This is a genomic window from Shewanella sp. SM20 (assembly GCF_025654545.1).
Taxonomy (GTDB): Bacteria; Pseudomonadota; Gammaproteobacteria; order Enterobacterales; family Shewanellaceae; genus Shewanella; species Shewanella oncorhynchi.
This window is the reverse complement of record NZ_JAKKRK010000003.1, coordinates 1-15,255: the sequence shown is the minus strand read 5'-3', so window position 1 is coordinate 15,255 and position 15,255 is coordinate 1. Positions and strand designations below refer to the sequence as shown.

Annotated in this window: 12 protein-coding genes, 3 tRNA genes and 1 rRNA gene; 7 read left to right on the top strand and 9 right to left on the bottom strand. The window is 44.8% G+C overall.

Annotated elements, in window-relative coordinates:
- Nucleotides 1–43: 43 nt before the first annotated feature.
- Entirely contained in the window at nucleotides 44–658 is a 615-nt protein-coding gene (locus L5M18_RS01980; protein ID WP_263195826.1) for an NADPH-dependent FMN reductase, read from the bottom strand.
- A gap of 147 nt (nucleotides 659–805) precedes the next feature.
- Here L5M18_RS01980 and L5M18_RS01975 point away from each other — a divergent pair, with 147 nt between their 5' ends.
- On the top strand, nucleotides 806–1,441 hold the full coding sequence (locus tag L5M18_RS01975) for a helix-turn-helix transcriptional regulator (protein ID WP_263168028.1): 636 nt from the start codon (nucleotides 806–808) through the stop codon (nucleotides 1,439–1,441).
- A gap of 106 nt (nucleotides 1,442–1,547) precedes the next feature.
- On the opposite strand, the gene L5M18_RS01970 is transcribed toward L5M18_RS01975, so the two are convergent.
- Complete coding sequence (locus L5M18_RS01970; protein WP_212601711.1) at nucleotides 1,548–2,474, bottom strand: TPR end-of-group domain-containing protein; 927 nt, start codon at nucleotides 2,472–2,474, stop codon at nucleotides 1,548–1,550.
- A 160-nt stretch (nucleotides 2,475–2,634) separates the two neighbouring features.
- On the opposite strand from L5M18_RS01970, the gene L5M18_RS01965 reads away from it, so the two are divergent.
- On the top strand, nucleotides 2,635–3,357 hold the full coding sequence (locus tag L5M18_RS01965; RefSeq protein ID WP_263172380.1) for a pseudouridine synthase: 723 nt from the start codon (nucleotides 2,635–2,637) through the stop codon (nucleotides 3,355–3,357).
- Between the two features lie 96 nt (nucleotides 3,358–3,453).
- On the opposite strand, the gene hmpA is transcribed toward L5M18_RS01965, so the two are convergent.
- The 6 genes from hmpA to L5M18_RS01935 form a co-directional block, all read right to left on the bottom strand.
- Nucleotides 3,454–4,647 (bottom strand): NO-inducible flavohemoprotein, encoded by a 1,194-nt coding sequence (hmpA, locus tag L5M18_RS01960; RefSeq protein ID WP_168825053.1) that lies wholly within the window; start codon nucleotides 4,645–4,647, stop codon nucleotides 3,454–3,456.
- A gap of 249 nt (nucleotides 4,648–4,896) precedes the next feature.
- Entirely contained in the window at nucleotides 4,897–6,522 is a 1,626-nt protein-coding gene (locus L5M18_RS01955) for a methyl-accepting chemotaxis protein (RefSeq protein ID WP_263195825.1), read from the bottom strand.
- A gap of 165 nt (nucleotides 6,523–6,687) precedes the next feature.
- Nucleotides 6,688–6,774: transfer RNA gene (locus L5M18_RS01950), tRNA-Leu, on the bottom strand.
- Between the two features lie 68 nt (nucleotides 6,775–6,842).
- Nucleotides 6,843–6,929, bottom strand: a tRNA-Leu gene (locus tag L5M18_RS01945).
- Between the two features lie 54 nt (nucleotides 6,930–6,983).
- Nucleotides 6,984–7,059 (bottom strand) — tRNA-Phe (locus L5M18_RS01940).
- Nucleotides 7,060–7,288: 229 nt separating this feature from the next.
- Nucleotides 7,289–8,050: an outer membrane protein assembly factor BamD gene (locus tag L5M18_RS01935; protein WP_105249967.1), complete on the bottom strand. Its 762-nt coding sequence runs from the start codon at nucleotides 8,048–8,050 to the stop codon at nucleotides 7,289–7,291.
- Between the two features lie 123 nt (nucleotides 8,051–8,173).
- Between L5M18_RS01935 and rluD the strand changes: the two genes are divergently transcribed.
- From rluD to clpB, 3 genes are all read left to right on the top strand, one after another.
- Nucleotides 8,174–9,148 carry a 23S rRNA pseudouridine(1911/1915/1917) synthase RluD gene (rluD, locus tag L5M18_RS01930; protein WP_105249966.1) on the top strand — a complete coding sequence of 325 codons (975 nt, stop codon included), beginning with the start codon at nucleotides 8,174–8,176 and terminating at the stop codon, nucleotides 9,146–9,148.
- Nucleotides 9,149–9,883, top strand: coding sequence for a peptidoglycan editing factor PgeF (gene pgeF, locus L5M18_RS01925; protein WP_263195824.1), 735 nt, complete (start codon nucleotides 9,149–9,151; stop codon nucleotides 9,881–9,883).
- 199 nt (nucleotides 9,884–10,082) lie between these two features.
- On the top strand, nucleotides 10,083–12,656 hold the full coding sequence (gene clpB / locus L5M18_RS01920; protein WP_105249964.1) for an ATP-dependent chaperone ClpB: 2,574 nt from the start codon (nucleotides 10,083–10,085) through the stop codon (nucleotides 12,654–12,656).
- 270 nt (nucleotides 12,657–12,926) lie between these two features.
- Here the strand turns inward: clpB and L5M18_RS01915 are convergent, their stop codons facing one another.
- A complete protein-coding gene (locus L5M18_RS01915; RefSeq protein WP_263195823.1) occupies nucleotides 12,927–13,394 on the bottom strand; it encodes a DUF4124 domain-containing protein in 468 nt (155 codons plus the stop codon).
- A 94-nt stretch (nucleotides 13,395–13,488) separates the two neighbouring features.
- On the opposite strand from L5M18_RS01915, the gene pssA reads away from it, so the two are divergent.
- Entirely contained in the window at nucleotides 13,489–14,322 is an 834-nt protein-coding gene (gene pssA / locus L5M18_RS01910) for a CDP-diacylglycerol--serine O-phosphatidyltransferase (protein ID WP_263195822.1), read from the top strand.
- Nucleotides 14,323–15,065: 743 nt separating this feature from the next.
- Nucleotides 15,066–15,255: ribosomal RNA gene (locus L5M18_RS01905) — 16S ribosomal RNA — on the top strand; the annotation flags it as partial.

The following is a 15,255-nucleotide window of genomic DNA, read 5'->3' as shown; positions in this document are numbered from 1 at the left end:
TAATGATTTTAGTCTGTTGCTGGTGGTTAAAATCTCAAGCCGCTTACATACCGTAACAGTATTCCTGCTGTTTTGGGTACGCTTGATTGGCATGTTGTTCACGAATGGGGGCTAATGCTTGGGCGTATTGATGCAGCATATATAAGCTGTATTGCACTCTTTCCCTAAGCGCGATATCGCGGGCACTCTCAGGGATTGCATTGAGTACATGGCTGACATTCCGGATGATTAAGTGATCGGGGATGGGCACTAATTTATTGTTTTTGAGTGCATTCATCTTCACTTCAACGATAGGATAGGTACCGCTAATACCATCCGATATTGAGACTAATAAGGCGGGTTTATGGGCGGTTTCTTCGCGAGTACACATCAACAAAAAGTTCTTCAGTAATGGTGATGCCATGCCGCCCCATTCCGGGGTGATCAGCACTAGCGCATCGGCTTCATCGACTCTGTGCTCTATTTCGTGCCAGTGTTCACCTTTGTTGTCTTCTTCTCCGTCCCAAAAGGGCAGATTAAACAGGCATAGTTCTAAGTGATGTATCGTGTCGTAACCCATGTTGTGGGGAGATGAGAAACTGCTTTCCGCGATATAACGACCGACTTTAGCACTTTGTGAATCGGGTCTTTGGCTGGTGCTGATGATGAGTAATTTCATTAAGTAAACCTATTTGTTTATAAATTATTTGTAAGGTAATTGCTTTATTTAATCTTGTAAAGGATAAAGTAAATAAAAAAGTTTATTTAATCTGTTAAAGCCGCGGAGATTGGGAGATAATGCTTCGGCTGAAATCGGGGAGGCTCAATGAAAACTACTGATAAGATTATTCAATTACTCAAGTTGCATGGCCCGCTTACCGCTAAAACCTTAGCGGAGGAATTGGCGTTAACGACTATGGGGGTGCGTCAACATCTTCAGGCTTTGGAAGATATGGGTGATGTGGATATTGAGGATCGAGTTGAAGGTCGCGGTCGCCCAACACGTTATTGGGGATTGACCGAACAAAGCCGTACTCACTTTGCCGATCGCCATGAGGAATTGACGGTACAGCTGATTGACTCGGTAAAAATGATCTTTGGCGACCAAGGCTTGGATAAGCTTATCGGTCACAGGGAGCAAAGTGCGTTAGTCCAATATCGTGCGGCAATGGAAGGTGCTACTGATATTCCGACACGTTTGGCCATACTTGCGAAATTACGCTCGAACGAAGGTTATATGGCGACCATGGAACACATCGATGGCGTGTATTTTTTACTCGAAAATCATTGTCCAATCTGCGCTGCAGCGACTAAGTGTTTGAACTTTTGCCGCTCTGAGTTGCAACTTTTCCAGCAGTTATTCGCTGATATCGCCTTAGTGAGCCGCGAAGAACATATCATCGAAGGTGCTCGCCGCTGTGCATATAAGATTGCGGCAATTAAAGTTGCGACGATAGTCTAGTAGTGCAGTTAAGTTGTTCGCTTGAGGCGTTTTATCTGTGGGATAAAACGTCACTGAAAGCTAACGCTATATATTAAGCATTCGTTATGGGCTTAAACCTCGGAGCTTAGGGCTTATCAGGTTCGTGATAGGCCAATAAGGTTTCGAAACGAGGATGCCCTTTAAGTTGTGAGAAATCAGCTTCATCCAACGCTAGCTCTTTGAAGGATGCGCTGTTATGGATTGCACGTTCCAAATCAGAAATTGCCCTATCTTCAACACCTAAACACGCAAAGGCGCAGGCTCTTTGATAAAAAGCATGGGCGTTAGTTGGGTCAACTTCCAAAACACGATTACATAGGCTTTGTGCCCAATTAAATTCGCGCATTTCCATTGCGGCATCGGCCTTGTAGGTCAGCGCTTCCAAGTCTCCAGGTCGAATCGTGAGGATTTCATCGTAGACTTCAATTTTTTGTTCGGGTGTCTGGGCACTTTGGGCGCGTAGCCACAGATTATGAATTTCATTAATCACTTCTATTTCACGATTATTATCCGTGATAGTACGACTCTTATGCTTGAGTTCTTGCTCGAGTAATTTGAACTTTTCTTCGTATTGTTCGGCAATACTCTGTAGCTGATTCGCGGCCAGTTTGGCGGTATGTGTCTTGATTTCCCGTAGGGATTGCCAGCCGATAAAGGCAACTAAAGAGGCGACGCCGGCGATCATATAAAAGAAGTAAGTGACAGTGACATTGGCGTAATTCATCGACTTGTCGGCAACGGCCAGTTCGCGATCTGTGATATCTATGGTGAGGCGCCGCTCAAGATCCTGTTGATCGTATCTGAGGGATTTGAGTTCATCGAAGACGTAGCGCTCTATCAGCGGTTTATCATGGATGGCGAAAGGTTGAGGCGCTTCAGGGGGATTTACTGCATCGCTCGCTTGAGTGAAGAATGAGCTCGCGAGTATCACTAAAAACAAGGCTAAAAATAGCAGGTTCGAACGTATCATAACGGGACTTGCAGATAAGTTTTTGATGCGGTAACCACTCACAATAAGATGAATTGAACGCCTAGCTTAACAAATTTTGCCTAGTTTGATCTAATTTTGCTCTAAATAACCTCTGTGATGCTTACTGTATTGGCTCGCTATGACCTGAACTCGCATCCTGCTAGAATGGCTATCCCATTCATATTTCGTCATTTGTGGTGTTATGCAGTCTAAGCGCGGCCGACTCGATCGTTATCTTTGTACCCAGTTACACACTCACCGTAAAGCGGTGCGTGAACTGTTACTCTTGGGCCGAGTTCGTGTCGATGGATTGATAGTGAAGGACATGGATAGGCAAGTGGATGAGTTTTCTCACATCCAACTCGATGGGCAAATATTACAGGCCAACACGCCAGTTTACTTGATGTTGCATAAGCCGATTGGCGTGGTGAGCGCGACTAAAGATACTCAGCATAAAACTGTGATTGATTTGCTCGATTGCGAAGCCCGTGATGAGTTACATATCGCGGGTAGGCTAGATTTAAATTCTTCGGGTTTGTTATTACTGACCAATGACAGCCGCTGGTCTGATGCACTAATGTCACCGACGCATAAGGTCGATAAAGTGTATCGTGTCACCTTAGCTAATCCATTAACTGAAGAATATATAGCCGCATTTGCCGAAGGCATGTATTTCAGCTTTGAAGAAGTAATGACTCAGCCCGCTAAATTGGTGATCATTGCTGACCATGTTGCTGAAGTGACTTTAAAGGAAGGTAAGTACCATCAAATTAAGCGGATGTTTGGCCGCTTTCGAAACCCAGTTGTTGGTCTACATAGATTATCAATAGGTGATATTGTGTTGGATGAAGCTCTGGCGTCGGGCGAAAGTCGTGTGCTGACTGCCGCAGAAGTGGCTTGCATCCGCTGTAAACCGGTAGCTTAGAGACATAGATCACTTCAATTTATCAGCCATTATTCTGCGTATTCTAAATATAAAAATGGACTTGAGAGTCAAGTGTCCCAAGCCAGTGACATGGGATTAGAGATCGGCGTGGGGGCCGAATACTTCATAGTGCATGTTTTCAGCTGAGACACCCAGAACGAGTAATTGTTGCTTGATGGCTGACATGAATCCAATAGGCCCGCAGAAATAGTAACGTGCATGGGGAAGCAGTTGGTCTGCGACTTTGCTTAATTCCATTTGTCCTTCGAAATCATAATCTGTACCTACCACATCGGTTGAACTCGGCTTGCGATACCAAACATGGCTCTTCAGATTATGATGTTGCTGGCGCTTGGTGTGAATAGCCTGTTTGAAACCATGTACATCACCTTGCTCACAGGCATGTAGCCAAGTAATAGCACTTGGATGTTGCAACTTGATCAATTGATTCAACATGCTTTTCATCGGTGTTTGACCCACTCCTGCCGAAATGAGCACTACGGGGATGTCCGCCCCAACTTCTAAGATAAAATCTCCCGCCGGCGGCATAACTGCAATTTTGTCACCGATATGCATGGTATCGTGTAGCAGATTAGACACTTGGCCACCTAATTCACGTTTCACACTGATGCGGTAGCTGTTGCCATTCGGTGCATCGGATAGGGAATATTGACGGATTTCTTCATATGCTAAATTGGGATGTTTTAGTTTTAAACTTAAATACTGACCAGGAATGAAATCTTTAACTGGCTTACCATCTTCGGGCGTCAATATGAAGGAGGTAATGACTGTGGACTCAGTCTTTTTCGCGCTAATGATAAACTGACGCTCACCTAACCAACCGCCATCTTGTTCTGCATGTGCCTGATAAATTTGAGCTTCTCGTTGAATAAAGATATCTGCTAAAAATCCATAGGCCTGCGCCCAAGCTTCTAATACTTCTTCTGTTACTGCATCACCGCCTAACTCTTTAAGGGTGGCCAATAAGTGGCTGCCGACGATCGCATATTGCTCAGGCTTGATCAGAAAGCCTGTATGTTTTTGGGCAATGCGCTCGACAGTCGAACTTAGCACCGCTAAGTTTTCAATATTTTTAGCATAAGCCGCGACGGCGTTGAACAGGGCAACAGGCTGGCCACCAGAATGCTGGTGTGCCAAGTTAAATACATCTTTTAGTTCAGGATTATGTTTGAACATACGTTCATAAAAATGGGTCGTCAGCGCAGGGCCTGCGGATTCGAGTAAGGGGATAGTGCTCTTGATAACTTGGATTGTACGGCTGTCCAACATAGAAATTCCTTAACGTGCAAATATTATGAATGTTAAATAAGTTTAAAGATCTATTTGATTTGGATCAATAGTGATGATCGCAATTCGTGCTACCGACAAGCGTGATTAAGGTCATTTGAAGTGCTTTATCAAAGCGGATATGAGATAGGGGAATGATGAATAAATATTTTATTTCAATGCATTACAGAGGGGGGAGGGAGGTTAACTGCAACAGCAAAGCTTATTGCAGTCATAGTGTGGTTTTTTGACTTAGAGTTTAAATGCACTCACTTGATTGCGCATGCTGTTGGCGAGTTTAGTTAAATTAACCACAGATTCACTTAATTCAGCCGCCGATGCGGTGGAATGTTCGGCAATATCGCTGATGGCAATAATACTACGATTAATGCTTTCGGCAACGCTACTTTGTTCTTCGGCAGCGGTCGCAATATGAGTATTAAGTTCTGTGATGCTATCTACTGAGGAGACGATTTCTTTCAGTGCTTGGCCTGCTTGATTAGCTTTATCATTAGCATCATCTACTTGATTTATACCTATTTCCATAGCGTTAACTGCTTCTTTAACGCCTTGTTGCAGTGTGGCAATCATGGCCTCAATTTCTTGGGTAGACTTTTGGGTGCGCTGCGCAAGGGTCCGCACTTCATCCGCAACGACTGCAAAGCCGCGGCCTTGTTCCCCCGCACGGGCTGCTTCAATGGCGGCATTTAATGCCAATAGATTGGTTTGCTCGGCAATGCTTTTTATCACATCGAGTACGCGGCCGATATTTTGGCTTTCATTAGACAGAAATCCAATGACTTGTGCCGTTTTTTGAATTTGATCAGATAATTGCGACATACTGCTAATCGATTGCATCACAATATTATTGCCATTGGCTGCATAGGTGTCGGCATCTTTGGCTGAATCTGCCGCCGCAGATGCGCTTTGGGCGACTTCTGCAACCGTTGCCGTCATCTCATTCATGGCCGTTGCAGTTTGCTCCGTTTCGGCTTGCTGCTGTTGCATACGTTTATTGGTTGCCTGCGTGAAGCTGCTTAACTCATTTGCTGAACTATTAACGGTATTTGCCGCTTCGGCAATCGAATGAAGAATGCCCCGCAAGTGTTCAATAACTTGGGTGAGGCTAGTGGATATTTGTCCTAGCTCATCGTGATTAAAAGTAGTGAATTTGACGGTAAGATCTGAGTCTTGATGGATTAGCTTCAGTTTACTGAGAATGTCATTAATAGGATTCATCACGCTGCGATTGACCCAGAGCCCAATCACAATACTGATAATCATGGCGGCACAGGCTAATGCTACAAAAATAGTGATTGAAGATTGGTAAATGGCATTCACACGATCTTTTTCTTCGCCTGCCACGCGAATTTGCAGTGCAATCAGTTCAGATATTTGGTTACTGATGGGGTCTATTACTTGGTAAAGCGGCAGGATATTGGCCGATAATTGGCTTGATACATCACCATTTAATCCTCTTAAGCGTGAGACCAGAGTGTCAATCTGTTGATTCGCGGGTAAGAACAGCACTTCGGCTTGTTTTACGAGTCGGGATTCTTCTGAGGTAAGTTCAGTGGCTAGGTATTTTTGCCAATGCTGGGTAATGGTAGATTTAGCACTGTCTAGTGCTTCAGCTGCTTGGGAGGCGGTGAAACCACCCGCGTTCGCCTTATTGACCGCATCGATAACATCGACCGCGTATTTATCAGCAATCACTTTTAAATCGTCTAGTGGTACAACTCTATCGCCATAGATACGTTCAACACCCGATTCAATTTTACCCATCATATTAATGGCGAGAAAGCCAATCGTCATTAGCATTACAAGGGGAACCAGAATGCCGATAAACATTTTTTGTTTTATTTGTAAACCGTTCATATGGATAGCCTCTGTGAACTAAAGAGTCCTTTAGGCAGAACTCTATCTATCTCTATGATGAGTCTGTAACAATAGGTATAGCAAATCTGAGGAAAGAGGGGAGAGTTACAGAAAATTTATTTTGCTTTAGATACAAAAAAACCTCGCTTGGCGAGGTTTAAATGTTGGTACAGATGAGAGGACTTGAACCTCCACGCCCTTGCGAGCACCAGCACCTGAAGCTGGCGTGTCTACCAATTCCACCACATCTGCATGGCTATTCGATATTTCATCGAATTGACAATCTTAACACTGTGAATCTTAACTTTTGAACTGCAATTTGGTACAGGTGAGAGGACTTGAACCTCCACGCCCTTGCGAGCACCAGCACCTGAAGCTGGCGTGTCTACCAATTCCACCACACCTGCACTGTACCTATCACAGTTCTCTAACATAAGTCGCTATAGCAACCCATTTAAAGATGGTGCCCGAACCCGGAATCGAACCAGGGACACGAGGATTTTCAATCCTCTGCTCTACCGACTGAGCTATTCGGGCGACGGGCGCAATTTAAAGGCTTTTCGGGTTTTGAGTCAATAGATTTTTACTAAATAACGGAAAAAGTGACTCAGTTGGATAAGATTTACACGAAAGTGTCATTTGTGTTGGTATTGAGGATATAAAAATAACCAAACCACTATCCACACTGAGAACTTAGCGTTATCTATTTATGGCTTATCTAGGGTCACCAAGCAAAAAAATGCCCCTATTAAAGGGGCATTCTCGGTTAGTTTGATAAGATTTCATTGTTTGGGAAGTTAGCTTGCATTACCATGAGCACGTTTTGCTTCAGCTTGCTCTGACCTAATTCGCCATAAGCTTCTATCATTATCTCTAATGCCCGTTCATTTGAAGGGGTGCCAGGGTATGTTTCCATTACAGATTGTGCTCGGATTGCTGCGGCGCTCCATGCATTCATCTTGAGATAATACTCGGCAACTTGAATTGAATATTTTGCTAAGCGATTCTTCAGCGCTAACATGCGTTTTTGCGCATCGGCGGCATATTTGCTGTTAGGGTAGGTTTTGATAAGACGATCAAAATCTTTGAAAGCATCTTGAGCATTTTTAGGGTCACGATCGGTTCGGTCGATATTAAGCATGTCGTGGAACATGTAATTGTCGGCTTGCATGTTCACTAAACCGCGCATATAGAACACATAGTCTACATCTGGATGAGTTGGATTAAGACGGATAAATCTGTCTATGTTCGCAATACCAGAAGCGACATCGTCCATTTTATAGTAAGCATATATCAGGTCTAACTGGACTTGAGTTTTGTGAGGTCCGAAGGGGAAGCGTGAGTCTAACGCTTCCAAAGAACGGACAGCTTTAGAGTAATTGCCAAGCTCCATAGAGGTTCTTGCCTGAGTATAAAGTACATCAGGTGACGTTTTGGCGGCAATATCGTTATCATCAGGGCTGCTGCTACAGGCTGATAACGCTAGTGAAAATAGGACTAAGGTAACGCCTTTGGAAAATTTATACATACTTGAATTCAATTCTTTTTAAGTTGTAGTTAAGAATTTTTCCATTTCACTATAAAATAGAAAACATCCGATTGTAACAGATAGCACACATTTTTTTGACCCCTAAATGGGGATACGGTTCCTATGACACAAGAGATTAATCTAAAAAGCGAGATTTCGGCAACACAAACTGGACTGAGATTAGATCAGGCCCTAGCAGAGTTGTTCCCAGATTACTCGCGCACGCGCATCAAGGAATGGATCCTATCTGATGCAGTTTATGTTGACGGCGTTGTCGTTAATAAGCCCCGAGAGAAAGTTTATGAGCTGCAACAGATACTCATAGATGCCACTCTTGAAGAAGAAGTTCACGCAGCGGCACAGGCCATTGATCTGGATATCGTCTATGAAGATGACGACATTATTGTGATCAACAAGCAAGCGGGACTCGTGGTTCACCCTGGTGCAGGCAATGCCGATGGCACTTTGATGAATGCACTATTGCACCATTGTCCCGATATTGAGCATGTACCACGTGCTGGTATTGTGCACCGTCTGGACAAGGATACTACAGGTTTAATGGTTGTAGCCAAAACCGTTGAAGCGCAAACCCATTTAGTTGCCGCCTTGCAGGCCCGTGAAATCACTCGTGAATACGAAGCGATTGTGATGGGGACTATGACAGGTGGCGGTACTGTTGATGAGCCGATTGGTCGTCATCCAACGAAACGTACTCATATGGCGGTGCATCACTCAGGTAAACCAGCTGTGACGCATTATCGTGTGGCGGAAAAATTCCGTAATCACACTCGTCTAAGATTGCGCCTTGAATCTGGCCGTACTCACCAAATTCGTGTGCACATGGAATACATTGGCCACGTATTAGTGGGCGATCCTGTGTATGGTGGTCGTCCAAAACCGCCGAAATGGGCCAGCCCAGAGTTTTTTGATATTCTGAAAAACTTCAAGCGCCAAGCTCTGCACGCAGTGCGTCTTGAATTAGCGCATCCTGTGAGTTGTGAAATCATGAGCTGGCACGCGCCAATTCCTGAAGACATGGTGATTTTGACGAAAGCACTGCGTCAAGACACGGTCGAGCATCCGATCGAGTATTTGTAAGTGTTTAATCACGATTGGCCTGTTCCCGCTAATGTCGGCATCGCTATGACAAATCGTCATGGCGGTGTGAGCGTGCATCCCTATGACAGTTTGAATCTTGGACTGCATGTCGGTGATGCGCCTGAGCTGGTGATGGCTAATCGTGAATTACTCTGCAAACAATTAGCGTTAACCGCAGATCCTGTCTGGCTCGAGCAAGTGCATGGTACTCATGTGCTTAATTTAGACGCGCTGAACTTAGCTCCTGCTGTGGATACACAGATTGCCGATGCCTGTTACAGCCGAACCGCGAGCCTAGTTTGCGCTATAATGACTGCCGATTGTTTACCTGTGTTGTTGTGTAATCAAGCGGGAACCGAAGTGGCTGCAGCTCATGCCGGTTGGCGTGGTTTATGTGATGGCGTGATTGAGGCCACCGCGGCGCAGTTTAGTTCACCTATGGATGAGTTGATTGCCTACCTCGGCCCGGCAATTGGTCCACAAAAATTTGAAGTCGGCGTTGAAGTACAGCAAGCTTTTTGTACTTTACATTCGCAGTCGGCAGCGTGTTTTATTCCAAGTGGTAACAAGTATCTTGCCGATATTATTGGCTTGGCTAAATTACGCTTGAGTTTACTCGGGATAAACCATATTTATAGCGCAGATATCTGCACAGTCAGCGACACGGATTACTTCTCTTATCGTCGCGATAAGGTGTCGGGACGCATGGCTTCATTGATCTGGCTTAAGTCTTAAGCTAATTCCCCTACAGTTTGTATTTATTTGCGCGTTATTCGCTTGAATTTGGCTAAATAGCCCCCATCTTTTAACTAACGAAATGTAATACCAATCCTATTTAGATCTCTCCATTAGCGGTACTGATTTTAAAGCCACTAAATTGGCAAGATGTCTTGTGGATTGGCATATCTCTACTATATGAGTGTTAGGAGGCTGTATGCGACTCGATCGTATGACCAATAAATTTCAGCTTGCCATCTCTGATGCCCAGTCACTCGCACTTGGGCGTGATCATCAGTTTATTGAACCGCTGCATTTGATGATGGCATTGTTGAACCAAGATTCAGGTTCAATCCATCCCTTATTGACCCAAGCTGGTATTCGAGTGAGTGCACTGCGATCGCTCTTGAGTCAAGAGCTGGAACGCTTACCTCAAGTCGAAGGTACGGGCGGCGATGTGCAATTATCCCAAGGTTTAATCCGTTTATTAAATCTGTGCGATAAATTGGCGCAAAAGCGTAAAGATAAATATATCTCTAGCGAATTATTTGTATTAGCTGCGTTAGAAGGTGCCGATGCTCTTGCACAAGCGTTGAAAAAAGCCGGCGCGACCAAAGAGTTGATGGAACAAACCATTGAACAAATGCGCGGCGGCCAAAAAGTGGATGATCCGAACGCTGAAGATCAACGCCAAGCGTTGAAGAAGTTTACTATCGATCTCACCGAGCGAGCCGAACAAGGCAAGTTAGATCCTGTGATCGGCCGTGACGATGAAATTCGCCGTACGATCCAAGTGTTACAACGTCGCAGTAAAAATAACCCCGTCCTTATCGGTGAACCGGGTGTGGGTAAAACGGCGATTGTTGAAGGACTTGCCCAGCGTATCGTTAATGGTGAAGTCCCCGAGGGCATTAAAAATAAGCGTGTCTTATCCCTCGATATGGGCTCATTGATTGCGGGTGCTAAATATCGTGGTGAGTTTGAAGAACGTTTAAAAGCGGTACTTAATGAGTTGTCACAGGAAGAAGGTCAAGTGATCCTCTTCATCGACGAACTGCATACTATGGTCGGCGCCGGTAAAGGTGAGGGCGCTATGGATGCGGGTAACATGCTCAAACCTGCGTTAGCGCGTGGTGACTTGCACTGTGTGGGCGCGACCACGCTTGATGAGTATCGTCAGTATATTGAAAAAGATGCGGCGCTTGAACGTCGTTTCCAAAAGGTGCTGGTGGATGAGCCAAGCGTTGAAGACACCATCGCCATTTTGCGTGGACTGAAAGAACGTTACGAGCTGCATCACCATGTGGAAATTACCGATCCGGCGATTGTGGCGGCAGCGACCATGTCGCACCGTTATGTGTCGGACCGTAAGTTACCCGATAAAGCGATCGATTTGATCGATGAAGCGGCATCGAGTATCCGTATGCAAATGGACTCAAAACCTGAGTCACTCGACAGGCTCGAACGTCGTGCTATCCAGCTCAAACTGGAGGAGCAAGCGTTAGCCAAAGAAAATGATGAGGCGAGTCGTCGCAGGCTTGACCATCTGCAAGAGGAATTACGTGACGTTGAAGCGAAAGCTTCAGAGTTGAACGAAATCTGGCGTACTGAAAAAGCCGCATTAGCGGGCACTCAGCACATAAAAGCCGATCTCGAACAGGCTCGAATGGACTTAGAAGTGGCGCGTCGTGCGGGTGATTTAACTCGGATGTCTGAGCTGCAATACGGTCGTATACCTGAGCTTGAAAAACAGCTCGATTTGGCATCGCAAGCCGAAATGCAGGACATGACGTTATTGCGTAACAAGGTTACTGAGTTCGAAATCGCCGAAGTATTGTCGAAAGCGACGGGAATACCCGTATCGAAAATGCTTGAAGGCGAGCGCGAAAAATTACTGCAAATGGAAGTGGCGCTGCATGAACGAGTGATCGGCCAAAACGAAGCCGTCGATGCGGTCGCGAATGCGATTCGTCGTAGCCGCGCGGGTCTGGCGGATCCAAATCGCCCGATTGGCTCGTTCCTGTTCTTAGGCCCAACGGGTGTAGGTAAAACTGAGCTGTGTAAATCACTGGCGAGGTTCTTATTTGATACCGAATCGGCTTTAGTGCGGATTGATATGTCTGAGTTTATGGAGAAACACTCAGTATCGCGTTTAGTGGGTGCGCCTCCAGGATACGTAGGTTATGAAGAGGGCGGTTACTTAACGGAAGCCGTTCGTCGTAAACCTTATTCGGTGATATTGCTCGACGAAGTCGAGAAAGCGCATCCCGATGTGTTTAACATTTTACTGCAAGTGCTTGATGATGGACGCTTAACCGATGGTCAAGGTCGTACTGTCGATTTTAGAAATACAGTGATCATCATGACCTCGAACTTAGGCTCCGACATTATCCAAGAAGGATTTGGTCAAGTGACCTATGCAGAGATGAAAGCGGCGGTAATGAATGTCGTCACTCACAGTTTCAGACCCGAGTTCTTAAACCGTATCGATGAATCTGTGGTGTTCCATCCATTGGATGCTGCCAATATCAAACGTATTGCTTCGATACAAATTGCTTCCTTACGCCAACGTTTGGCTGAAAAGGACTATACATTGGAGATCACCGACGACGCATTATCATTGATTGCGGAAATTGGTTTCGATCCTGTGTATGGTGCAAGACCGTTGAAACGGGCATTGCAGCAAGAAGTCGAAAACCCGCTGGCGCAGAAATTACTGCGTGGTGACTTGTTACCGGGTAAACCGATCAAGGTCAGCTGTGCGGGTGGCGAGTTAGTGTTCGAGCAATAACTAGTAGCTAGTAACTTAGTGTGTTGTTTGAATGCGATACGTTAATCGCAAGCTTGAAGTTGGATATGTTTAAATAGGCGAACTGAAATAAGCGTTCTTGAATGAACGAGCTTGAAATAAACTATCTTGCAATAAGAGATAGCGCTGTTTTAGTCAGTATCGCTCCCGCTTCAAGCACTAAAATGAAAGGAGCCGAGTTTTTAACTCGGCTCCTTTTTTATTGCATCAGCTTAATCGTTGTTCATTAATGTAGTGGCATAGTAAATTTGGCTACTTCTTATCACAGAAGAGTTTGATTCTTTCCTGCTGCTGGGCAATCGAGGCTTGGCGATCTTCTTCAGTCATAGCGACAGATTCACCTGAATCGGAAGTTTGGCGGATAAGCTTAGTATGCGTTGTGAGTATTTCTAAATTGTGTTTTGCACTCTCACAAATGGATTTAGCCTGTTTGGTGTCTTTTTCTTTAATCAGCGCCGCTGACTTTTCTAATTCATTGGCTTCAGAAGTGGCTTCCGCTTTCTTTACCGGTGCGATAAAACCCACTTTCGCCTGCTCTAAATCTTCACTGTAGAGCTTTTCTGCTTTGATGTTTTCTTGTTGCGGGGCTTGTTGGCTGTAATGCGTCACCCCATTTTCGTCGACCCAAGTATAGATAACGCCCGCAGAAACGGGGCCAATGAAAAGGCCGAGCCAGAGCCATCGATACAGTATTATTCTGAACATGTTCACTTTTAACATCGAAATTATCCCTAACTGGTCTCTCATCGACATGATAATAAAATATGTTATCTTGAAAGCTAACTTCTCTTCACTGAACTAGCGTAATAAGTGTATGCAAAATTCTTCAAATCAAACAGTAAAGAATAAAGGTATCTATTTACTGCCTAATCTTTTTACGACAGCAGGATTGTTTTCTGGCTTTTATGCTGTGATTGCTTCCATGAATGCTAACTTTGAAGCTGCTTCAATAGCCATTTTTATAGCCATGATCTGTGATGGTCTCGATGGTCGAGTGGCAAGACTGACTAATACCCAAAGTGATTTTGGTGCCGAATACGACAGTATGGCGGATATGGTGTCCTTCGGAATGGCGCCAGCACTACTCGCCTACAATTGGGCATTAGCCGACTTAGGTAAAATTGGTTGGTTGGCGGCATTTATTTATTGTGCAGGTGCGGCACTCAGGCTCGCTCGATTTAATACGCAAGTTGGCGTTGCCGATAAGCGTTATTTTCAAGGTCTCGCTAGTCCGGCCGCTGCAGCTGTTATTGCTGGCAGCATTTGGCTTGGTAATCAATACAGTCTCGATGGAAAAAATATCAGTTGGATTGCAGCCCTTGTGACTGCGGCAACTGGTCTATTGATGGTCAGTAATTTTCGCTATCACTCTTTTAAAGAAATTGACTGGCGTGGCAAGGTTAACTTTATCGTGATCTTACTGGTCGTAGGTGTATTTGTGGTGGTGTCAGTTCAACCTGCATTGATCTTATGCGTCGGTTTTTACTTATATGCGATTTCAGGTCCGATCATTACGATTCGAACTGTGAGAAAACTTAAAGTCGCTCATATTGTCGGTGATGATACGGTGACGAATGTCGAGATCAATTCCTCAACCCAAGCTGCAGCACAAATACAAAGCGCTACAAATATCGAAAAAGAGAAATAAGAAGAGCATAAATCTTAGGGCTCGTGCTTTTGATCAGTGCTTATCATTAGCTAGGTGCAAACAAGAGTAAGACATCACACTGGGCATAACGCTTTTAGAGGTTTACTGATAGATATAGCGAAAATAGCTATCAACTTCTGTTTATGCCCATTCAATCTATTAAAACTCCAGCAATAGGCTATTCCTTCTGCCAAACTTATCAACCCAAACAGCGATATTGCTCAGTATTGCAGTATATTTCTGCAGTTTGGTGGTTATTTATTCGCTTGGCGGAGATTGTTAAAAAAGCCCTTGCACAAAAAGTTTCACTGCCTATAATGCGCATCCACTGACACGGCAGACAGCGAAAGCGTGCTGACGAGTTAGGTTGAATTCAGTAGCTTTTAAGCACTTAATTCAAGCGCAGCAAGAAGTTGTTAAATACTCCTTGACGCGAAACGGGAAATGCGTAAAATGCACGACCCTGAGCTGATGAAGCATCAGCACGACCCGCCGGCAACGGTATGTGGTCAACGCTCTTTAACAAGATAAAACAAGAAATCTGTGTGGACACTCACAGGTGTTGAGTTAATCGAAACTGCTTAACCTTCGGGTTGGCAGTCAAAAATTTAAATCAATGTAACAATGAGTGTTCATAGTAATATGTACAGTTTGTTTCAGCCCTTCTTTTATAAGGAGTGCGAGAAACAAAAAATCAGAATTCATTGAGCCGCTGAAGTCGCAAGACGGAAGCAACAAAACTTTAATTGAAGAGTTTGATCATGGCTCAGATTGAACGCTGGCGGCAGGCCTAACACATGCAAGTCGAGCGGCAGCGCAAGGGAGTTTACTCCTGAGGCGGCGAGCGGCGGACGGGTGAGTAATGCCTAGGGATCTGCCCAGTCGAGGGGGATAACAGTTGGAAACGACTGCTAATACCGCATATACCGCATA